A 19,497-nucleotide genomic window follows, 5' to 3' on the forward strand; every position below is an offset into this window, starting at 1 on the left:
GGAGCACGTTGAAGCGCATTGGCAGTTCCTGCCTGAACCAACTGGAGGTGTTTCGCGATGTTGATGCGCACTGACCCGTTCCGCGAGATGGACCGGATCGTCCAGCAGCTGTCAGGTGCGTCGGGCACCTGGTCGAAGCCGTCGGTCATGCCGATGGACGCCTACCGCCAGGGCGACGTCTACGTGATCGCCTTCGACCTCCCCGGAGTGAGCACCGAGGCGATCGACATCGACGTCGAACGGAACATGCTGACGGTGAAGGCCGAGCGCCGGCCCACGGGCAAGTCCGACGGCGTGCAGATGGAACTCTCCGAGCGGCCCCTCGGTGTCTTCTCCCGCCAGGTCATGCTGGCCGACACCCTCGACACCGAGCACATCGAGGCCGACTACGACGCGGGTGTCCTGACCCTGCGGATCCCGATCGCCGAACGCGCCAAGCCCCGCAAGATCGCCATCGGTGGCGAGTCCGGCCGCAAGCAGATCTCCGGCTGAACAACCCCGCACCAGCGGCGGAGGACGGGGAACCCGATCCCCCTCCGGCACCCCGTCCTCCGCAACCGCAACCGCAACCGCAACCGCAACCGCAACCCTCGCCCCTTCACCCCTCTCTCGGAGGTGACGTGATGTCGATGCGCAGGGAGTCGTTCCTGGCCCACGTCCAGGAACGCGGCGGCCGCCACCGCAGGTGACGTCCTCGCGCGCGAGGTCCTGCTCCAGCTCCCACCCGGCTACGACCTCCTCTTCGGGCACCCCCAGCCCACCTGACCGCCTCCGGCCGGACCCGGATCCGCGAAGAGAAAGGCAACCGCACCATGTACGACCAGCCTCGAGCGAACCCGCCCCTGACGGCCATGACGTTCGAGCAGATGCTGGAACGCGTCCGCTACGAGGGCGCCTACCTCACCCGCGAACGCGCCGCAGAAGCCGTCCGCACCGTCCTGGCCGCCCTTGGCCGGCAGATCACCGGCGACGCACGCGTCGGCCTCGCCCAGTGCTTGCCCGTCGAGGCGGCCCTGGCCCTGACCGCCCAGATCCCCGACACCGAACAACTCACCGGCTGGGGCTTCGTCAAAGACCTGGCCGTACGAACCGGCGTGAGCCCGGCCATCGCCCGGTGGGACACCGGCGCCGTACTCGCCGTCGTCACACGCCTCGCCGACCCCGACCTCCTCGCCCGCACCCTCCACCAGCTCCCGGACGGTTACGCGCTGCTCTTCGGCCAGGCAGAACTGCGCCGGCCCCAGCTCGCCGCCTGATCCCGCCCTCGCGGCAGCGGCGGCATGGCCCTCGAAGCCTGCAGAGGCCGCCCGGCAGGGCTTCACTGCCGCACCCTCCGCAATGGCACGCCGAGGCGGCGGTGCGACTGGATGCGGTGCCATCCGTCAGCTGTCCCCGAGAGCAGAGGCAGGCAGCGTTCGAGGTCTATTACCTCACTCTCGAACACATGGAAATCTATGACGGCCGGAGTAGACATTGGGCGGTGGCGTGGTTATGGTTTCTCTCGTAGCCCAGAGAGACAGCAGGCCTGGCAGAGACGAACTGCCGGGCAGCAGTACCCGCAGTTGCAGTGCGCAGGACGGTGCGGTGGTGGAGTTCCGAAGCCAGGGATGCTGCAGGACGGCGACGGGGCTGACGACCGGACCGGGGGGCCCGCAGTGATCAGGGGCCGCCGAGAGAAGTACCGCAGTTAACGCAGTAGCAGTACCCGAAGTAAGTGCAGTTCGCAGTACCCAGCAGTGAAGTAAGTGAGCAGCACCTCGGTGAAGGCGTCGGCTGCGGACGCGCGCACCGGGAAGTTCGGCAGTGGGGTTCCAAGCCAGAGCAGACGCACGATGGGCGACGGGGCTGGCTGCCGAAGAGTGGCGCTGTCACAGGCCACTGAGCAGTTCGTATCACCAGCAGTGCGCAGTAGAGCAGGACCAGCAGAACGCAGTCCCCCGTTGGGAAAGTAGTTGATAACCGAGGGAAGAACGGAGGAGCCGAGCGCCATCAGGATCGCCCGGGCGGAAATCTTGAGCCCGGGTACCGCAGGACATCGATAGTGAGGTGGTCTCCGGTCAAGCAACCGCGATCCCCGCGCCCCCTGCCGAGTTCAGGTCAGGTCCGCGGAAACAGTAGGCCGGTGCAGTACTAGGGCCGGCAGATGGTGATGTAGTTCCTTCGGGGCCCTGGTGCCGTACGGCACCAGGGCCCCTCCACGCGTTCCATAGAGAGGTTCAATGACAGCAGACGACTCGTTCGGCCGTCTCGATGACGACGATTACCCCGCCTACACCATGGGCCGGGCCGCCGCCATGCTCGGCACCACCCAGGGCTTCCTCCGTGCCATCGGCGAAGCCCGCCTGATCACCCCGCTCCGCTCCGAGGGCGGTCACCGCCGGTACTCCCGCTACCAGCTGCGGATCGCGGCCCGCGTGCGGGAGCTCGTCGACCAGGGCACCCCGATCGAGGCAGCTTGCCGGATCGTCGTCCTCGAGGACCAGCTCGAAGAAGCCCAGCGCATCAACGCCGAATACCGCCGCGCCGGCGAAACGCTCCAACCACCAGCCGCAACGTAGATCGCCGATGTGGAGCGGGAGTTCGACGCTGAGATCACCGAGCAGGTCCCGAACCCGAACGTGGCCTGGGTGACGGCGGGCAGGGCGTACCTCAGGCTCAGCCGGACGATCCCCTGTCCGCGATATCAGGCGGTGAGGAGACAGGTCACCGCTTCTTCTCCGCCGGCAGGACCTTCGCCGGCGGTGTCCCTTCGGCGGTGTACTTGTTGCGTGCAACGGAGCCATCCGGCAAGCACCGCGGGCTGCTGGCGAGTCGCGACAACCGAGGGCGGTCAGCTGCGACGGCCGATGCCGCAGGGAGCCCGGGGCGCAACTGCGGTGTCGGCCGCCGGGCATGCGCCGCTGGTCGGCTGTCGACCGATGCGTTTTTCCGTGATCCACAGTCATAGATCATGATGGCTGCACCGCAGCCACGAGTGTGGTCGAAGTGTGCATCGGCCGACCCTGCTGAGAGCCAGACACGAGACACCGAGGACCTGAGATGCGTACCCTGATCAGCACTGCTTTCATATCGCTCGACGGCGTCGTGGAGGGCCCGGGCGGCGAGCCCGGTTACCGGAACTCCGGGTGGACCTTCAAGGACGTCGAGTTCCTCCCCGAGGCGTTCGAGATCAAGGGCCGGGAGCAGAAGGAAGCCTCCGCGATACTGCTGGGCCGGACCAGCTACGAGGCGTTCAGCCAGGTGTGGCCCGACATGGAGGACTTCGCCGACTACAAGGTGATGCCGAAGTACATCGTCTCCACCACCCTCACCGAGGACGACCTGGTGTCGAACTGGGGCGAGACGACGATCCTGCGTTCGCTCGACGAGGTCGCCGCACTGAAGGAGACCGAGGGCGGCCCGATCATCGTCCACGGCAGTGCCTCCCTGAACCAGGCCCTTTCGGACGCCGGCCTGATCGACCGCTACCACCTGGTTGTCTTCCCGCTGCTGCTCGGCGCGGGCAAGCGGCTCTTCAGCGTCACCGACAAGGACACACAGAAGTTGAAGCTCGTCGAGCACGAGGCGTACGCGAACGGGCTGCAGAAGAACGTCTTCGACGTCGTCCGCTGACAAGGTTCCCGCGCTCGCCTCGTCAGCGTGGCACTCGCCCTGGCCGGCACGCGGTGGCTCACCGCTCGACCGTGGTGCGCTGTGACCCTTGCCGACCCCTCGACGCTCGAACTGATGCTGCTCCTGCGGCGTACCGGTCGTCTTCTGGTGGCCGGGCCGGGCCGGGCCGGGTCCTGGGCCTCCCCTCGGCCTGGAGCCTCTTCCCGATCGCCGAGGGCATCGAGGAGGCCCGTCTTTTGGGCCTCCTACTGGCCAGCGAGTTCAGCCACGCATCCGCATGACCACCGCGATTGGGGATGCAGTTGACACTGCATCCCCGACAGGGTGCTAGCTGTCGATGATGAAAGTAGAGCTCAATAGCGATCAGGCCGGGTTCGCGTCAGTCGGCGAAGGCATCGCGCGTGGACGCAGGACCATGAGCGAGCCTTCCAACGTCGCCACCATGGCAAACGGGAACCGGTCGATCTCAAGACAGAGAGCAACGTCATCGGGATGGACTCCTTGGCGCACCCCCTCCGCGAGTTCGGCCGCGGCGCGCGACTCGGCAGCGCGGCGGAGGAACCCAGCAGCGTCCGTCCCGGCCTCGGTGGCCCTCCGAGCGATGTACTGAGCGCACGCCAGATCTTCATCGGCCTGCCCATCTTCGCCGGTCACCACGAACGTGACACTGTCACTCTCGTACGTCCGCAAGAGCCGAGCCGTTGCCTCCGCAACCACGAAGCTCGCGCACAGCACCAGCGACGCCTCTTTCACCGCAAGGGCGCCGACCGTCCCTGCCGTGGTCTTCTGCACAACGGTCCGTCCGCCAAGGTCAATGGACCGCAGCAGACCGGGGGAGTTGACGGTGTCGAACCCGGGCGCGGGCGGACCGTCTTTGAGCGCCACCCAATCCGGGTGGCGGGCCTTGAGCGCCAGGGCTTCGTCCAACGACTCAGCAAGAACGATCTTTTCCGCCCCCTGGGCAAAGGCCCAGGCAGCCACGGTGAAAGCACGCATGACGTCGACTACGACCGCCACGGACGGGGCTTCGACGAGATCAGCGATGCCAAGGAAACGAGTGTCCATTCCGGTCATGATCACGCATGCTCGGCCCAAGGCGCCCGGAGAGTGATGCGCGTTACATCTGCTCGGGACGCTGCCGCCAAGCCGCCTTCAGCCGATGTACAACGGCCGAAGACGACTGACCGGCAACATCAAGTGAGACAACCCCGTGGAAGTCCGGCCGGGCGACAACACCCGCTGAGACTGCGCCGGAGATCCGCCTCATCCCTCCCTCTGCCCCTGAGGCCCCAGCGTCGATCACGGGCAACCTCCACGGCTCGGAGAGACACTTGTCAGCGAGTCGAGGATCAAGGGTGGCTGAACGACCGGGACCAGCGCCGTACCGGTCCCGGTCGGGGCGGTCAGGCTGCAGTGGCCAGAACAGTGTCGATCAGCTGCCGCTGGTCCTCGGTGAGGTACGGATCCCGTAACTCCACCAGCTTGCTGTCGACGCGGACGACGTAGCTGAAGCCGTCCGGAACGGGGTCCTGCCCCGCAGGGCTTTCACCGCTGAGCGCACGCTCAGCCAGCCGCTCCAGCTCGAGCCTGTCGCTGCGGCACTCCGTTTCCAGAGAAGCAGTCTGCTCTCCGCCCGCAAGCCCGCCGGTGCGTGTGACGGTGATGAGCATGGTGAAACCTCCTTGAACAGAACACCGCCTGGTCGGGCGTTCGGCCAGTGCCGGGGCTCGGAGGCGGTGCATGGCTGTAGTCAGCCTTCGCCTGCCCGCAAAACCGCGTACGCGCCTCTCCGCGCACTTCCAGCGCAAGATGTCCGAAACGCGGCCACACCACGTGAGGAGACGCCCAAGCCTGCCGGGCTCGGCTCTGTGCCGACTGGGCGAAGACCGGCCCTGGCCCATCTGCCATTTGCGGCCTCCGAGGCCGACGAGCTTCGGCACTCGAGCTGGTCTGCACGCCCGGCCGTGAAGTGGACGTGTTACCTGGCGGGTCGTCTGGCGCCGTACTGGCGAGGCGTGCTGCGCATCCACAGGGCTCGGCAACGCTGGGTGCGACACGTGGAGGCTTTCGCGCCTGGGGGACGGGTCTGCTCGACGCTGTCGTGAGCGAGCCGCACCTTGCCGCGGTCGACAGCACAACGGTGAGTACGTGGCGCACTCGTCCAGGTCCTATCCGGCCAGTCCCCGGAGCAGTCCCTCCAGATCGCGCTCGCCGTCGCGGGTCTGTGCACCGAAGGCCAGTCCGCCGCGGATCACCTGCTCGGCTGCGGGGCGAACGATCTGGCCCGCCCAGGCGTCGTGCTCCCGCAGGAGACCCTCGGCCAGGTCATCAGGGATGATGGCGCGCTTGGCCGCCGCGATCACACCTTCGGGCAGGGCGGCGATGTTTCGGGCGAGGCGGTCGACGATATCGTCGAGCTCGTCGGCAGGGACGGCCCGGTTGACCCAGCCGTAGCGCTCTGCGGTTTCGGCGTCGTACAGGTCCGCACTCAGCACCACCTCCAGGGCGCGGCTGCGGCCGACCCGGCCGGCGAGGTACTGCGTGCCTCCTCCCCCGGGGACGATGCCCATGAGAGCTTCAATTTGGCCGATCCCGGCGCGACCGATCGCTGCGAACGCCATGTCCGCGGCCGTGACGAACTCGGCCCCGCCGCCGCGCGCCATCCCGGCAAGCTTGACGATGGTCACCTGGGGCTGGTGCCGGAGTAGTTCCCCCAGAGCCTGGAAGACGTTGACGCCGTCTGGAAGGTCGGCCGCGAGCTTGTCGAAGGCGTCTGGCGTGTCGACGAGCGACATGTCGACGTGGGCTATGAAGAATTCCGGGTTGGCGCTGTCGAACACGATCACCCGGACCGAGTCATCGTCCCGTAGCGCGGCCAGCAGGTGCCGGAGGTCGGTCATCAGGGCGACGTTCAAGACGTTGACGGGTGGGTTGTCGAGAGTGATGCGGACGATGCCGTCCTCGCGACCCACCCGCAGGGTTGTGTATGCGTCGTGGTTCATGGAGATCTCCGATCGGTACCCGGTATGCATCTAGGTTCCTGATGCATACTTACAGTGCGGTGGGGGGCGACCGGCGTCAATAACGCACTTTCGGCATCTCAAGGATCGCGAAGGATACCGACATGGCTATTTCTGAAACCGGCGCCGGCACAGGCATCGACATCGTCTACCGGTCCGATTGCCCGAGCCGCCCGATCCTCGACCAGATCGCTGACAAGTGGTCGATGATGGTGATGGCAGTCCTCGACAAGCCCCGCCGGTTCAACGAGATCAGGCGCCGCCTCGAGGGCGTGACCCAGCGGGTCTTGACCCACACCTTGCGCCGCCTGGAACGCAACGGGATGGTCGTGCGCCGCGTGCTGCCAACCTCCCCGGTCGGGGTCGAGTACTCCCTCACCCCGCTCGGCGAATCCCTGCGGGAGCCGTTCGGCCGGTTGTACGACTGGACGGTCAACAACGCGGACGAAATCCGGGCGCACCAAATGGAGTACGACCGACGCGTTCAAAGCTGAGACGGTATGTCCGAGAACCGATCGTCCTGAGCTGACTCGCTCGGGGCGCCGCTTCGGGTGTACCCGGTTCCCAAATCTGCGGTCCCGACGCTGCTGGCATTTCACCCTGCGGCCGACGCTTCCCCCTCGCCCTCGAACTCGACGTCCAGCGCGAGCGGTCGGCGGCCTGGTGGCATCCCTGCGGGCGCAGCGCGGCGACGGGGCTGGCTTCGACCCCGTGCACGACCCGACGATCTTCGACGGGGCCAAGCTGCGCGTGCAGATCAAACAATCCTGCGACGACACCGACCCCGTGGTGGCCGAGCGCGACTTCCCCCAGGTCGAGGAGCGGCTGGAGGACGGCACCTCCAGCGGGGCACGCACCGGCACCTACCGGACCGCGACCATCAAGCATCGGGCCGGCGCGATCGGCGATTCCGTTCTGTTCCTGGACTGGCACGGCAATGGACGCGGCTACCAACGCCACGACTACACCGTGTCCCCGGCTGTCTGACCTGCGATCAGTCGCCGAGGCCGCGCACGTCGTCCTGGCCTTGGGCGAGGATCAGCAGCAGCGCCTCGGCCGCGTCGCACACGGTGCACGCCGTCGGGAGAGCGCGATCAGCCGGCGCCGCAGCGCGGTCGTACCGGCCTCGGCGGGGGCCTGCGCGAGTTCGGCGTAGATCTGCTGCCACGCCTTCTGGAACGTGATCAGGTCCTCGGGGAAGTGGAACGGTGGTCTCACACCCCGAGTGAAACATGTGTTCGAATGTTTTTCGCGAGCGCCACACCCCGGTCATCGGCCGTAGGTGTGATGAGCGCTCGAGCTGGTTCTGACTGCTCCTCGACGCCTCCAGTCGAACTCATGCTCCACGCCGCAGCGCCGTGCGAGCACTACGAAAGTCGTCAGGCCTGCCTGAACGGCATCGACTCCGGCAAACGCAACGCTGACGCCCCCATCCAGGACACCACCTGGACCAATCAAGCCCCGCTGACCGGCGCGGCGCCGCTCCGGAAGGGCGCATGGCGGCCATCGTGCAGCCAGCGCACCAGAGGGCCGAGGGGAGCAAGGAGGGATCATGAGCGCTGTTGCGCGTCCGCCGGGGCGTGACAGCAGCGAGGAATCGGTGGCCGACCTTGTCTCGCGAGCATCCCAGCAGATCTCAGAACTGGTCCAGGAAGAGATGCTGCTGGCCAGGGCGGAGATGACTCAGAAGGGCAGGCGCTTCGGGGCGGGCGGTGGTCTGGTCGGGGCCTTGTCGGCACCTTCGCCGCCTGCTACTGAAGGTCTGGGCGTCGGCTCTGATCATCGCGGCCCTCTGGCCGCCGTCGCGGCAGTGATGGCCGCTTCCGGTAAGAAACGGATCACTAAGGCCGGCACTCCCGCACCGCAGCAGGCCATCCACAGCGTCCAGGCCGATGTGGCCGAGATCAAGGAGGCAGCACACCGATGAGCACCCCCTCCCATGACGACAAGGAACCCGAACCCAGTCCCGAGGAACTGCGCGAGCAGGTCGAGCACACCAGCGAGGAGCTCGGACAGACCGTGGAGGCGCTGGCAGCCAAGGCCGACATCAAGACCCAGACAATCGAGAAGGCGGCCGAGATCAAGGAGCAGGCCGCCGAGAAGGCCACCCTGATGACCGACCAGCTCCGGGAGAAGGCAACGCATGCCGCTCAGCTGGTGAAGGACAAGACCCCCGATCCGGTTCTCGACAAGGCAGCACACGCTGCGGCCCAGGTACGTGACACCGCGGCGCGCGCCGGACACCTTGCCGCCGAGAAGACCCCGGACCCGGTTCGCGAGAAGGCTGTTCGAGCCGCCTCCATCGTGCGGGCCAACCGCACCCCGCTGCTCGTCGCAGCTGCGATGTTCGTTGTCTTCCTGCTCCTGCGTCGCAGTCGGAGGCACCGGTGAAACGCGCCTCGGCGGCCGGCCCGGTCCGCCGAGCCGGCCCCGGTCGTTCCCCGGGCCTCCCCCGCCGGCCTTGGACCCGAGGCGCGCCGGGCCGCGTGGGCTGCGTCGTGGGCGGCGCACGCCGCTGGTGACGCGCCCACGGCGGTAGTCCTGGCTCACCGCCGGGAGGTGAAGACCCTGCTACCGTCACCGTGCTGGGCCGTACTCGTGGATGATCACCTCCGCGTCCTCGGCGTCGTCGACACCGCCCTTGCCGAAAACCCCGCCGCCACGCGCTGAGCAGAGGCCGGCAAGGCTCTCTGCGACGAACCGGACCAGCTTGCCGTGACCGTGCGAGGAGTCCTGCAAGACACGGCAAGGGACCAGAGCACCACGTCGTGGACGATGCTTCGCCGCAGGGTTGGCCCGTCACTACCGCATCTCCATCCTGACGATCAGGGGGAGTTCCTGGTCAGGGTGGACAGCCAGACTCCTGTGGACGAGCCGTTGCTGTACCGGCACATTGCCCTTCAGCCTGGACCGCGAAATCCCTGCTGAAGAGCGACACCTGCGTGAGCTCTGGACGATCGACGTGCTCTGTCTGCGCCAGCTCTGGCGCCACGCGGTGGAAGTTAGCGGTCAACGGCCTCACCCACGTCCTTCCGGTGAGCACGGCCGCCCGAATCGCGCTGTTTGGAACGTCTTCATTGGCCAGTGCGGGCCAAGGTGCCAGCCGTCGCCGCGTACGGCCGTTCAGGACTCACGCCCACCGGATCGACGCCGCGGCGGCCGACCGTGATGCTTGGCCGCGTCCAAGTCCACGCCGGAATTGGGCGGAGCTGCTCGGCGGTCACTTCGGAGGCTGCACGCTCCTGGTGTTCGGCGCGGTCGGGTTCCGCCGTCGCGTCGTCGATCAGGCCGGCCAGGTGTCCGGAGCGCCATTGCCGAACACCGCGGTGGCGGCGGTGGGGAGGGCGAGCGTCGCGGCTGGTCACCTTCCGGCCGATCGACCCGGCCCACACCCGGGGTGACCCCGATGATGGACTTCGACCCCGAAGGAAACGCTGAGAACATCGGTGACAAGCTCGGATTCGTCGACCTGCCGGCCAAGGGCGACCTGAAGTGCTTCAAACACTTCATAGAAGACCGCGACACCGAGACCGGCTCCTGGCGCGGCAGCGTCTGACCACCCCACGTCCTGCTGCCGTGCCCAGGGATTGATGGCCCTGGGCACGGCCGGATAGCGCGGCCAGGTCAACATTGGTGATGACCCCAGCCCTACGGGCGAAGCCCTCTCCTGCGGCGGCGCGCCCAGGGCCTTCGACGCGGCCCCGGCTGCTACACAGTCCCTACCCGGGGATCGTGTCCTGGGTCATCCGTCGGGGAGGGGTGCGGTGAACAGCGCAGAGTCCGGTCGACCAGGGCTGGCAGCCGTGGACAAACGGCAGGCTCCACCCGCGGAGGGCTGTGGGGGGAGGGTGGAGACGCCCGTGGTGGGCAGGGCGGTCGGAATCCTGATGGCGCTGGTGCCGTGTGACAGCGGCTGCGCCCGCCGGATCCTGTCCGAGTCCGCCAGTGCTGCTGACGTCTGCCTGCAGGAGGCCGCCTGGGCTGCTGTCGCCTCCCTGCGGGGCGACCCAATGCCTCCGCCGCCGGAGCTCGAGTCGGCCGTACGGGCCGCGATTGACCGCGTGCTGACCGAGGCCCGGCCGCCGGGCCCGAGGCTGATTCCGAACCCATACGTGCTGCGCCAGCACCTGGCACGGTTCCGGGATCTGCGCCGTCGTATCTTTGCCGCCCCTGAGGATCCGAGTCTGCGGACCCGGTATGACGATGCCGCCTACACGCTGTGCGTTCTGCTCGGCCACCGCAGCGTCCACCACGCTCTGACCGCTGCCGAACAGCTGATCGCCACCAACCGGCTCACCGGTTCCGCACCCGCCGCCGGCCCGAACCACTGAGCCTCGCGGGTGCCCCGCTTGGCGGCCCGCGTGGGCAGGCCACCTGCCGCGCGACTCCTCGGCGACATGCCCGTGGATGGTTACGGATGTGCGGGGAAGGAGGTAGGGACAAGTGGCCTGGTGCGGTCATGCGCTTCACGACGGGAGGCAGTATGGAGCCGCCGCGGGTGACCGTCCGGTCCGAGGCGGACGGTTTGTACGTGGTCGTCTGTTCCGGGGAGTTCGACCTGGACACATGCGGCGTCCATGCGGATGTCTGTGACGGGTAGGCGGGCGAGGCCGACCTCCTGGTCCTCGATATCGCAGGAGTAGGGTTCGCCGACTCGACGTTCCTCAACGAGCTGATCCGACTGCGGAACACCCGTCGGCTGGCGCTGGCAGGCCCACTCCCGAGCCAGCTGCTCAGACTGCTGGAGATGACCGGAGCCCTGGACCTCTTCGAGATCCGCGACAACACCTGCCAACCAGACTGACAGCCCTACCTGTTCACGTGACGCCGCGTCAGGGTGCAGTGCCGGAGCGGGCCGGGTTGGGCCGGTTCCCGCGCGGAGATCGTTCCGAAGGGGGCGAGCGCTGGGGGCTCCAGGAGGCCCCCTGAGCACGCTCGACCTTTCCCGGGCGTGACCAGGTGGGGTCAGCATTGCCAGGACCAATGCTGACGTTGGTGACACTTCGTCAGGACTCTGGATGGCTCGGGGGCGCCGCGAAGGAGTCGGGGGCCCTGGGGCTGGGTGCAACGGGTTGTAAGGAGCGTAGCGGTCAGAGGTTTCGCCGCATGGCTTGGATGCAGAGGGTGCGTGCGGCGTTCGATCGGCCGCGGGAGTAGGCGACGCCGAGGTTCATGCCGTTGTCGGTGTCGATCGGGGGCTGCTGCGATGCCTCGCTCATGTGGATGCCGCCTCGGAGCGCGCGGCGGTGACGAGCGCGGCGCAGGGTCCGGCGACCGCCGAGGCTTCGATCTGGAGCCAGGCGTGGTGGAAGGTCATACGGGCGAGGAGGGAGCGGGCCTCGTCGGTCAGCTCCCGGCGGATGTCCGGAGAAGCCGGCCGTCGGCGGATGCGGTACGGCTGGCTGCGTAGGTCACAGGCAGAAACGGTTGTCGCCGGATTCCGGGAACGACTGCGGGCTGCTGCCTGAAGAATGTTGGCGAGAGGTAGGAACAGGGGTCTGCTCGTATCGCGCGATGGCAGCCCTGAAGCGGCGGCTTGGTCAGGCATTCGCGGGGTGGCGGGCAGGCCATGTGGGCCGGATGGTGGTCGGTAGGGCGGGGACCCGGGCGCAGGCCGCGCATTTGAGCGTGTTCAAATGTGTGCTGAGCCCGTGGACGCGGGCCTGGCTGCGGGGGTGGAGTTGCCGTGGGATGCATGGGATGGCGGCGTGCCGGGCTGATGGTGGCTGTCGGCGCGGTGACGGTTGCCTGTAATGCTGCGGCGTACCACGCCGTGGCGCTTTCGGCCGACCAGCTGGCCGGCCAGTGGCGCAGCCGGGAGGGGACGGTCTTGACCTTCCACGCGAACGGCAGTTTCACCAGTGACGGGGTTCCCCGGTTGTCGGCGGCAGAGCGCTGCGGCAACCGGTCGGACATGTCCTCCGGCAGCTGGCACTTTGGTCCGGGGGTGGACGAGCCGGTGGATCGCGGTGCCTACCTGCAGCTCACGTTCTCCGGTACCGACTGCAGGGTTCCCGTCTTCCTCTTTGGCGAGGCGGATGATCCCGTGATGTGTCCGACCGTCGGCGATCCCGACGCCGGCTGCGAGTACGACGAATACCTCCGCCGCGTCGCACTTGCCGCCTCGCCCTGACCCGGGCCGCTGTCAGCGCTTCGGCGAACGTCTTGGAGCGGTGCTCGCGTCGCAGCGCGCGCTTATTCAGGGTGTACGTGACGTAGACGCCGACCAGCGCGATGACAGGAACGATCAGAGCGGTGGTCTGGGCTCACGTCCAGCCGCTCGCCTGCGCCGCGGTCGAGATGACGAAGCCGGTACCCACGTGCTACTCCTCGGCAGACCGTGTGGTGCGTACTCGATGAGCCATTCGCCGCCGTTCTCTCCGCCGGTGAGGCGCCAGCAGTGTTCCAGGAACAGGTGCGTCCGGACGATCTCGAACAGATGCAGGAGGCCCTTCGGGCTCGTCCATCGGCGCTCCTCAGGATCGTACGGATACCAGCGGCACATGGCGCCGTCCGTGCTGTAGCGGCGCTTTGATGCCGTGCCGGGGTTGGCGTAGACGCGCGGAAAGCCCTGAGGGCGCTGCCCGAACGTGGGGTAGCACGGCTCGTCGAAGAACGCTGCGCTGCCCGAGAGAAGGCGCGGCGTACCCCCGTCGGGGCGCAAGAACACGGCTTCGGGGATGACGCGGCGGGTCTGGGGGTCTTCCCACTGGCCGATGAACTGGATGATTCCCTCGCGGTCCTTGGCGGGGTCCAGGACGCGGGCGCCTTCGTAGAGCCACGAGGGGCGCCTGCTCATGCCGTACCGTCCGTGCCGGCCGACCGCAGGAATCGGTCCATGCCGCGCTCAGCGCGTACGCGCAGGGAGGGGCTGGCCTCGGGGTAGCCGAAGGGGTCCTCCCAGGGGGCGTACTCCGACCGGTCCTGCACCGTGCTGCCCGGGGTCTTGTGGGGCAGCGGCGCGGGGGCGTCCTCAGGGGGCATCAGGGTGACGAGGGAGGCGTTCCAGCCGTCCTCGCCTCCGCCCTCGGGGCGCAGGCGGTAGAGCGTGATACCGGTGTCCCCGGGGATGTCTATGACCACACCCGTGCGGGAGGTTGCGGTGTCGTACGCGAGATCGCCGCGCAATGGCCAGCGGGGATCACGGTCGTCCGCCTGCTGTCGTACGCGGTCATGGTCAGTGCGACGCGTCGAGGTCATGTAGCGGACCGTATGCGGCCCGCTACGCACGAATATGATTCCGCGGAATAACCGCAGATCAGTCCAGCGAAAAACGTCCGGTCATGCCACGCAGACGCTGGCGGGTGGCGACCCGCTCGGCGTAGACGATCTTCCGCAACGTCGCACGCGCTACGGGGTGGTTGCGGACCACTTGCGGGGCGATCCGCTCGGCGGTCTCCAGTTCGGTCAGGGCCTGGTCGCGGTTGCCGTCCCACAGCCAGGCGCGGGCGAGGTCCATGTGGTGGTGACCGAGCCGGGAGTTCGGCAGGACCGCGATGTGCGCGGGGTCCGCCTCGCGATTGAGGCGGAGGGCCTTGGTCTGGTCGCTCATTTCAAGGGCGGCGCTGACACTGTGGATGACGACGTTGCCGAGGCTGAACGTGACCGAGTGCCGGTCGTGGATCTCCGGCCCGACGTAGGCGTTGACCCGCTCTCCCGCCGTACGAGCCAGGGAGAGGCGTTCATCAGATCCGGCGGCGTTGCCGCCGCGTGCGGACGAGATGGCGGCCCGCAGGTGCAGGGCGCCCCACATGCGCAGGGCGAGAGGGTCGCCAGCTTCGTACTCCGTCTCGATGCCGGCGAGGGCCTTGTCCCCGAGGGCGAGGGCATCGTCCCAGTCGGCCGAGGCCCAGGTGTCCCACATGCGCATCCACAGCGCCATCGCAGGCATCACGGGGTCGCCGGAGAGCTGCGCAGACCATGTGGCGCGTTCGCAGGCCATGGCGACCAGCTCGGGGTGTCCGAGGGCGTGGGCGGCGGTGTGGGCGAACTTGCAGGCCACTGCGTAGATTGCGAATGCCTCTTCGCGTTCGTGGCCGGTGGACACCTCGGCGAGTGCCCGTGCCTCGCGCAGCATGTCCGGCAGCTCGCTCAACACGGCGCCGTTCGCCGCAGCGTCACGCAGGCGGAGCAGACGCTTCATGTCGTGCCACAGCACCTCGGACGGGCGCGGGGTGCCGTCGAAGACGGGGGCCAGGTCGTAGCGGCGCAACTCCCGCAGGATGGAGGCCGCGGAGACCTGCCACTTTGTCTCGGCTCCGCCACCTGTGTAGGGGCGCTCGATCAGGGTGTTCGGGTGGCAGTGCAGGGCGGCGGCCACAGCGTTGATCAGACCGGCCCGGTCCAGTTCGATCCGCCCCTTCTCCAGCTTGGACACCCACCCCTGAGTCCGTCCGAGCGCGGCGGCGAGGTCGGCCTGAGTCATCCCGACCGAGAGCCGCTGACGCCGAACCCGCTGCCCGATCCGCTCTTGCTCCTCGATGTACCCGCTCACACCCACCACCCCGATCTGTGACCGCTTCTGACGCGACGGTACCGCCGGGCCGACTCAGACGGTGGGCCTTGGCCAAGGGATCTCACCATGCAGAAGCCCCTGCGACTGGGCCGTGATTCGTCCCGCGGCGGTGTCAGTGGGGGCTTCTATGCCGGTTGGACGGAGTGCGGGGAAGGCTCTGGGGGGACGTGCCTGAATGGCTACTCGCTGCGCTGATTCCGGTCGGTCTGCTGGGGGTGGGTGCATGCGCGTTCCTGCCGAGCACCTCTCATTGGCCCCTTTCCACGGTAGCCCGACGGGTGGGCCGAGGAAGTGAGGTAGCACGCTCCTCGGGATCCGGCGTCCTCGATGCGCCATCTTGGCTACCTGTCGAATGTGAGCCTGCGGAGTGCGTGGCCGCTGTGATTATGTCTAGCCGACACCTCGCTTTCAAGATTTTGAACTCTTAATCATTTGTCGGCTGCTTGGTTCGGTAACGGGTGCGCATTTGCCATAGGTGCTGCGAATTGGGGCCGCTTTTGGTCTGATCCTCCGAAGACCGATGCTCCGTTGGATGAGGCGCCGCGGTCAGGGCAGGCGCACCTCGTCAATCCCTGTGGCTCGCTCGGGGGGCTGCAGCGGAACCGGAGGTAGCGGATGCCCCGTACTGCTCTGTCCCTGGCCATGCTGCCCGGTGGCCTGGTGGCCCTGCCGGGGGTTTACCAGCCGCAGGCGGACACCGGCCTCCTCGCCACGGCCCTGGCCAATGAGGACCTCGGCCCCTATACCGACGTCCTGGAGATCGGTACGGGCACCGGCGCCCTGGCCCTGAACGCCGCGACGAGGGGCGCACAGTCCAAGGCCGTCGACGTGTCCTGGCCCGTGGTGGCGACGGCCCGGTTGAACGCCTGGATTCACCGATCGCCGTTGCGCGTCCTGCATGGGGATTTCGAGGCTCGCACCACGGGGCGGCGCTTCGACATGGTCGTCTCGAACCCTCCGTACGTCCCCGCACCCGGCAGTCGACTGCCAACGCGGGGGCCGGAACGGGCTTGGGATGCCGGACTCGACGGGCGCGCGGTCATCGACCGGATCTGCGTGGACGCCCCGGCCCTGCTGCGGCCCGGTGGAATCCTGCTCATGGTGCATTCGGGGATATGCGGTGCCGAGGCGACCCTCGACCGGCTGGCGGGGGCAGGGCTGGCCGCAAAGATCACGGCGACGGCCATCGTGCCGTGGGGCCCGGTCCTGCGATCGCGACGGTCGTGGCTGGAACAGCAGGGCCTGGCGGTCGGGGCTGAGGAACGGGAAGAGCTGGTGGTCATCCGCGCCCAGCACCGCTGACAGCTCCACGCTTCCGATTCCGCGGCGAGGCCGCTTGCCGCGCGTCAGTGCTCCCCGGGCTCAGTCCTGCTTGAGGCCGGGCCGAGATCATCCTGGATGGCCGGGCGTCCCGGCCCGCTTCGCTAACCGCCACCTCGAGAACCAGATCCGCAAGCCATGAGACGGGGCGCCGGTGGCGGGGGCGGTCTTCCCGCAGGGCGAGCGCGGCGGCCTCAGGCGCGTCGCGCCGCTTCCAAATCCGGCGCGATGCGTAGGACCCCAGCTGCACCATTGAGTTCCAGGATGCGCCGCAGTTGGGGTGGCAGGGGGCCCGCCACTGTGAACCGGGGGAGCCGGTGATGGGCCTGTACGAGGAGCCGTAGCAGACCGGAGTCGGCGTAGGCGACCCCCGAAACGTCGATGATTGTCTGTACGGCCGGGCCGGCCTGGGCCTCGGCCAACGCCTTGCGGAAATGTGCCAAGGTCCCACGGTCGAACTCACCGGCGAGCACGAGGACGAGGGTGCCGTCCCCTTGATTTGGCAGCGTGCTCACGCGGGTCCCGCTGAGCGTGGCAGCCAGCCAGGAACCGTACGTCGGCCGCCGGCCGCGCCGAGGGCGCAAGGCCCTGGTGCGGGGCCGGAAGGGTAGTCGCATCGCGTATGCACCGCCTACAGCCGTCAGCGGGGTGAGGATCGGAGGCCGAACCAGCGGCCTCGGCCATGAGGGGCGTCAGTCACCGGGCCCCGGTCTCGGCGCGGGCGTCATCGATTCCGGTGCGGGCGTCATCGATTCCGGTAAGGATGAGTGATCCGGTCGAACCGGTGGCGCGGTATCCGAGAATCGAGAAGTTGCCGTTGCTGATTGCGTGCCCGGCGCCCGCATTGCCGAATACTCCGAGCAGGCCGACAGGGGCGGCGATGCCCAGAATGATGAGTCCGGGGATGATAATCATGACATCGCTCCTTCGATCCGTGCCTGGACAGGCTACCGGATGCGGTTGGCGCCTACCCTGGATGTGAAGCAGCAAGAGGCGTTGGAGGACACCATGCTCGTCCTTGGCATCATTCTGCTCATCATCGGATTCGTGACCGGAATTTCCATCCTGTGGACCATCGGGATCATTCTGTTGGTCGTCGGAGCTGTTCTCTGGATCCTCGGAGCAACGGGTCACGCTGTTGGGAGCCGGAAGCACTACTGGTGACGGAGGTCCTACCTCAGGGAACGCGCACGGCCAGCGTGACAACGTCTGCCGGAGCGACGAGTTGTGCGATGCAGCGTCGATGTCGTGGCCCCGGCGCTCGACGAGCCTGTCGGCGTAGAACGACAGCGTCGAGCCTGGCGACCACTCCGGTGTTTGGTGCGGTGGAACGGCCCGGGTGACCGGTGGAGCCCGGACATCATGGTTGCTCCACGAGGGTGGTCACCTGGCCGGCGAGGGTGCGGAGCAGCGGCGGGGTGGCCTGCGTACAGGCGCTGCCCGGGTCCGCTTCGGATCTTCTGGCCGAGCCTGTCGACCCCCGGTTGGCAATTGCTCGTTGCTTGGCCATGGGGAACTTTTCGGCGGCTTGCCCGCTCTGGGTCTGACGCCCTTCACAGGGCTGTGTCAGGTGCGGCCGTCACTTCTTCGTAGCCTCGATGCAGGACGTTTCGGAGAGGTTGTCGCATGAGTCGTCAGGTCGTCGGGATCGCTGAATGCGGCCGAGTACCTGGACATGTCCGAGTGCTGGATGTACCGCGTCTCGCGACGGGACGGGATCCCTCTGTACTAATTCGGTGGGCGGCTCAAGTTTCAAGGTTGATGTTCTTGTGGCCCATCCACTCCGCCACATCCGTGATGGGGATGCCCTTGGTGAGGCAGTTCGACGCGAAGTAATGGCGCAGCGAGTAGGGCTTGAGCGTTCGTGTGATGCCGGCTCGCTTCCTGGCAGCCCGCCATTGGTACTCGAGTGTGATGTGCGCCCAGTGGGGGCTCCGTTGCGTCCGGAGTAGATATCCGTCGGGGCTTGTTCCGTGAGTCGCTTCGTAGCGCAGCAGGGAGTCTCGCACGGTTGCCGGCATGGGCACCTCGCGGAACTCTCCGGGCTTGCGGTGCTTGAGTCGGCACCGCTCCCGCGTCACCCCGTCTATCTGCTCGGAGATTCGGTACGCGTCGTCCGCGACCATCCGCTCGATGTTGGCGGCGTAGGCCTCGCCGTTTCGGTGCCCGCAGTCTGACATCAGGTCGATGAGGACGCGTAGTCCGTCGGAGGCCACTGCCTTGAGAGCGTGGGTCTCCTCCTTGGTCGGAATCGTGATCTGCTCGGGAACGTAGCCGGGCGGGACGACCCCGTGGAACGGATCGTCAGTGATGGCTCCGCGCCGGTGTGCGTCGAGGAGCACCTTCTTGAGAGTGTCGAAGGCGTTCTGCTGTGTGGCGAGGCCCGTGCCCGGCTCCTCCATGGCCTGAAAGAAGTCGTCGACCACCGTAGAGGAGAACGTGTTGACCCGGCGGGACTCCAAGCTGGGCAACACGTGGTTGTCCAGCAGCCGGCTCACGGTGCGGACCGTGCCCGGGGCGAAGTGGCGCTGCCGGGGGAGCCACGCGGCGGTGTACTCCCCGAACCGGTGCTTGCCCAGCTCGCGCTTCTCCATAGCCTGCCGCTGCGGAGTGTCCTGCTTCTGCTGGTACACCTTCGTCATGCGGTCGAGGGCGTCCTGCTGGGTCGCGTAGCCCGTCTCCTCGCGCTGCCGGCCCGACGCGTCGCGGTAGCGGATGGCGTAGGGGTGGGGGCATCGGCCCTGCCGGGTGCAGTCGCAGCTCTTGAAGAAGCTGCCCATCCCTCGGATGAGTTTGGTCGCCAAAGTGCACGTCTCCTGGACTCATGCTGGGAGTTTGCTGACCTCGATGCGCTCAGGATGGTCCTGACCTGCGGCCGCGCCAAACCAGGGCAAGTTGATCAGCATCCTCATGCCGCTCCAACCGGTCGTTCGACGGGCGTTCGGCTCGGGCCGGACCACGGACGGACCCTCGCGGCGGCCGTCCGTCGCCACGATACGAGGGCGGGCGACCCGTGCGGAGGAAGCGGAG

The 19,497-nt window shown here is 67.7% G+C and carries 24 protein-coding genes and 1 pseudogene; 14 read left to right on the forward strand and 11 right to left on the reverse strand.

The annotated features are described in order from the left end of the window. Window positions 1-57: 57 nt before the first annotated feature. The 5 genes and pseudogenes from OG373_RS34765 (at window position 58) to OG373_RS34785 (ending at window position 3,612) form a co-directional block, all read left to right on the forward strand. Entirely contained in the window at window positions 58-492 is a 435-nt protein-coding gene (locus tag OG373_RS34765; RefSeq protein ID WP_383396511.1) for an Hsp20/alpha crystallin family protein, read from the forward strand. A 171-nt stretch (window positions 493-663) separates the two neighbouring features. Next, a pseudogene (locus OG373_RS34770) lies at window positions 664-765 on the forward strand (DUF2267 domain-containing protein); the annotation flags it as partial. Window positions 766-812: 47 nt separating this feature from the next. Further along, window positions 813-1,256 carry a DUF2267 domain-containing protein gene (locus OG373_RS34775; RefSeq protein ID WP_405442532.1) on the forward strand — a complete coding sequence of 148 codons (444 nt, stop codon included), beginning with the start codon at window positions 813-815 and terminating at the stop codon, window positions 1,254-1,256. A gap of 963 nt (window positions 1,257-2,219) precedes the next feature. Beyond that, window positions 2,220-2,558 carry a MerR family transcriptional regulator gene (locus OG373_RS34780; RefSeq protein ID WP_405442533.1) on the forward strand — a complete coding sequence of 113 codons (339 nt, stop codon included), beginning with the start codon at window positions 2,220-2,222 and terminating at the stop codon, window positions 2,556-2,558. 481 nt (window positions 2,559-3,039) lie between these two features. Beyond that, window positions 3,040-3,612 carry a dihydrofolate reductase family protein gene (locus tag OG373_RS34785; RefSeq protein ID WP_405442534.1) on the forward strand — a complete coding sequence of 191 codons (573 nt, stop codon included), beginning with the start codon at window positions 3,040-3,042 and terminating at the stop codon, window positions 3,610-3,612. Between the two features lie 363 nt (window positions 3,613-3,975). Here OG373_RS34785 and OG373_RS34790 read toward each other — a convergent pair whose 3' ends face one another. The 3 genes from OG373_RS34790 to OG373_RS34800 all read right to left on the reverse strand — a co-directional run bounded on the left by OG373_RS34790 (window position 3,976) and on the right by OG373_RS34800 (window position 6,614). After that, window positions 3,976-4,677 (reverse strand): 2-phosphosulfolactate phosphatase, encoded by a 702-nt coding sequence (locus tag OG373_RS34790; RefSeq protein WP_405444309.1) that lies wholly within the window; start codon window positions 4,675-4,677, stop codon window positions 3,976-3,978. Between the two features lie 338 nt (window positions 4,678-5,015). Further along, the gene (locus OG373_RS34795) at window positions 5,016-5,282 is read right to left on the reverse strand and encodes a protealysin inhibitor emfourin (protein WP_405442535.1); all 267 of its coding nucleotides are present in this window, start codon (window positions 5,280-5,282) and stop codon (window positions 5,016-5,018) included. A gap of 498 nt (window positions 5,283-5,780) precedes the next feature. After that, window positions 5,781-6,614 carry an enoyl-CoA hydratase/isomerase family protein gene (locus OG373_RS34800; RefSeq protein ID WP_405442536.1) on the reverse strand — a complete coding sequence of 278 codons (834 nt, stop codon included), beginning with the start codon at window positions 6,612-6,614 and terminating at the stop codon, window positions 5,781-5,783. A 122-nt stretch (window positions 6,615-6,736) separates the two neighbouring features. On the opposite strand from OG373_RS34800, the gene OG373_RS34805 reads away from it, so the two are divergent. Together OG373_RS34805 and OG373_RS34810 are read left to right on the forward strand one after the other, a co-directional pair. Beyond that, on the forward strand, window positions 6,737-7,126 hold the full coding sequence (locus OG373_RS34805) for a winged helix-turn-helix transcriptional regulator (RefSeq protein WP_405442537.1): 390 nt from the start codon (window positions 6,737-6,739) through the stop codon (window positions 7,124-7,126). A 169-nt stretch (window positions 7,127-7,295) separates the two neighbouring features. Beyond that, a complete protein-coding gene (locus OG373_RS34810; protein WP_405442538.1) occupies window positions 7,296-7,619 on the forward strand; it encodes a hypothetical protein in 324 nt (107 codons plus the stop codon). Between the two features lie 51 nt (window positions 7,620-7,670). On the opposite strand, the gene OG373_RS34815 is transcribed toward OG373_RS34810, so the two are convergent. Further along, window positions 7,671-7,850, reverse strand: coding sequence for a hypothetical protein (locus tag OG373_RS34815; protein WP_405442539.1), 180 nt, complete (start codon window positions 7,848-7,850; stop codon window positions 7,671-7,673). 334 nt (window positions 7,851-8,184) lie between these two features. Between OG373_RS34815 and OG373_RS34820 the strand changes: the two genes are divergently transcribed. The 4 genes from OG373_RS34820 to OG373_RS34835 all read left to right on the forward strand — a co-directional run bounded on the left by OG373_RS34820 (window position 8,185) and on the right by OG373_RS34835 (window position 10,963). After that, complete coding sequence (locus OG373_RS34820; RefSeq protein ID WP_405442541.1) at window positions 8,185-8,559, forward strand: phage holin family protein; 375 nt, start codon at window positions 8,185-8,187, stop codon at window positions 8,557-8,559. Next, on the forward strand, window positions 8,556-9,023 hold the full coding sequence (locus tag OG373_RS34825) for a DUF3618 domain-containing protein (RefSeq protein ID WP_405442543.1): 468 nt from the start codon (window positions 8,556-8,558) through the stop codon (window positions 9,021-9,023). The genes OG373_RS34820 and OG373_RS34825 overlap by 4 nt, the downstream gene beginning before the upstream one ends. Window positions 9,024-10,038: 1,015 nt before the next feature. Continuing rightward, window positions 10,039-10,188, forward strand: a complete 150-nt coding sequence (locus tag OG373_RS34830) for a hypothetical protein (protein ID WP_405442545.1) — start codon at window positions 10,039-10,041, stop codon at window positions 10,186-10,188. Between the two features lie 331 nt (window positions 10,189-10,519). Further along, window positions 10,520-10,963 (forward strand): DUF5133 domain-containing protein, encoded by a 444-nt coding sequence (locus OG373_RS34835; RefSeq protein ID WP_405442547.1) that lies wholly within the window; start codon window positions 10,520-10,522, stop codon window positions 10,961-10,963. A 759-nt stretch (window positions 10,964-11,722) separates the two neighbouring features. On the opposite strand, the gene OG373_RS34840 is transcribed toward OG373_RS34835, so the two are convergent. Continuing rightward, window positions 11,723-11,851 (reverse strand): hypothetical protein, encoded by a 129-nt coding sequence (locus OG373_RS34840; protein ID WP_405442549.1) that lies wholly within the window; start codon window positions 11,849-11,851, stop codon window positions 11,723-11,725. A gap of 476 nt (window positions 11,852-12,327) precedes the next feature. Here OG373_RS34840 and OG373_RS34845 point away from each other — a divergent pair, with 476 nt between their 5' ends. Beyond that, the gene (locus OG373_RS34845) at window positions 12,328-12,765 is read left to right on the forward strand and encodes a hypothetical protein (protein ID WP_405442550.1); all 438 of its coding nucleotides are present in this window, start codon (window positions 12,328-12,330) and stop codon (window positions 12,763-12,765) included. Window positions 12,766-12,879: 114 nt separating this feature from the next. Here the strand turns inward: OG373_RS34845 and OG373_RS34850 are convergent, their stop codons facing one another. Genes OG373_RS34850 through OG373_RS34860 form a run of 3 tightly spaced genes read right to left on the reverse strand, consistent with a single transcriptional unit; the run spans window position 12,880 to window position 15,126 of the window. Next, a complete protein-coding gene (locus OG373_RS34850; protein WP_405442551.1) occupies window positions 12,880-13,431 on the reverse strand; it encodes a hypothetical protein in 552 nt (183 codons plus the stop codon). After that, a complete protein-coding gene (locus tag OG373_RS34855; RefSeq protein WP_405442552.1) occupies window positions 13,428-13,832 on the reverse strand; it encodes a hypothetical protein in 405 nt (134 codons plus the stop codon). Before OG373_RS34855 ends, OG373_RS34850 begins: the two co-directional genes overlap by 4 nt. Before the next feature lie 58 nt (window positions 13,833-13,890). After that, entirely contained in the window at window positions 13,891-15,126 is a 1,236-nt protein-coding gene (locus OG373_RS34860) for a helix-turn-helix domain-containing protein (protein ID WP_405442554.1), read from the reverse strand. Window positions 15,127-15,762: 636 nt separating this feature from the next. Between OG373_RS34860 and OG373_RS34865 the strand changes: the two genes are divergently transcribed. Further along, window positions 15,763-16,449 (forward strand): HemK2/MTQ2 family protein methyltransferase, encoded by a 687-nt coding sequence (locus tag OG373_RS34865; RefSeq protein ID WP_405442555.1) that lies wholly within the window; start codon window positions 15,763-15,765, stop codon window positions 16,447-16,449. A gap of 212 nt (window positions 16,450-16,661) precedes the next feature. Here the strand turns inward: OG373_RS34865 and OG373_RS34870 are convergent, their stop codons facing one another. Beyond that, complete coding sequence (locus OG373_RS34870) at window positions 16,662-16,982, reverse strand: STAS domain-containing protein (protein ID WP_405442557.1); 321 nt, start codon at window positions 16,980-16,982, stop codon at window positions 16,662-16,664. A 181-nt stretch (window positions 16,983-17,163) separates the two neighbouring features. After that, window positions 17,164-17,382, reverse strand: a complete 219-nt coding sequence (locus OG373_RS34875; RefSeq protein WP_405442559.1) for a hypothetical protein — start codon at window positions 17,380-17,382, stop codon at window positions 17,164-17,166. A 93-nt stretch (window positions 17,383-17,475) separates the two neighbouring features. Here OG373_RS34875 and OG373_RS34880 point away from each other — a divergent pair, with 93 nt between their 5' ends. Next, window positions 17,476-17,631, forward strand: coding sequence for a DUF6131 family protein (locus tag OG373_RS34880; protein ID WP_405444311.1), 156 nt, complete (start codon window positions 17,476-17,478; stop codon window positions 17,629-17,631). Between the two features lie 581 nt (window positions 17,632-18,212). Here the strand turns inward: OG373_RS34880 and OG373_RS34885 are convergent. Next, window positions 18,213-19,271, reverse strand: a complete 1,059-nt coding sequence (locus tag OG373_RS34885; protein ID WP_405442560.1) for a tyrosine-type recombinase/integrase — start codon at window positions 19,269-19,271, stop codon at window positions 18,213-18,215. Window positions 19,272-19,497: the final 226 nt, after the last annotated feature.

The organism is Streptomyces avidinii (assembly GCF_045161815.1).
Taxonomy (GTDB): Bacteria; Actinomycetota; Actinomycetes; order Streptomycetales; family Streptomycetaceae; genus Streptomyces; species Streptomyces avidinii.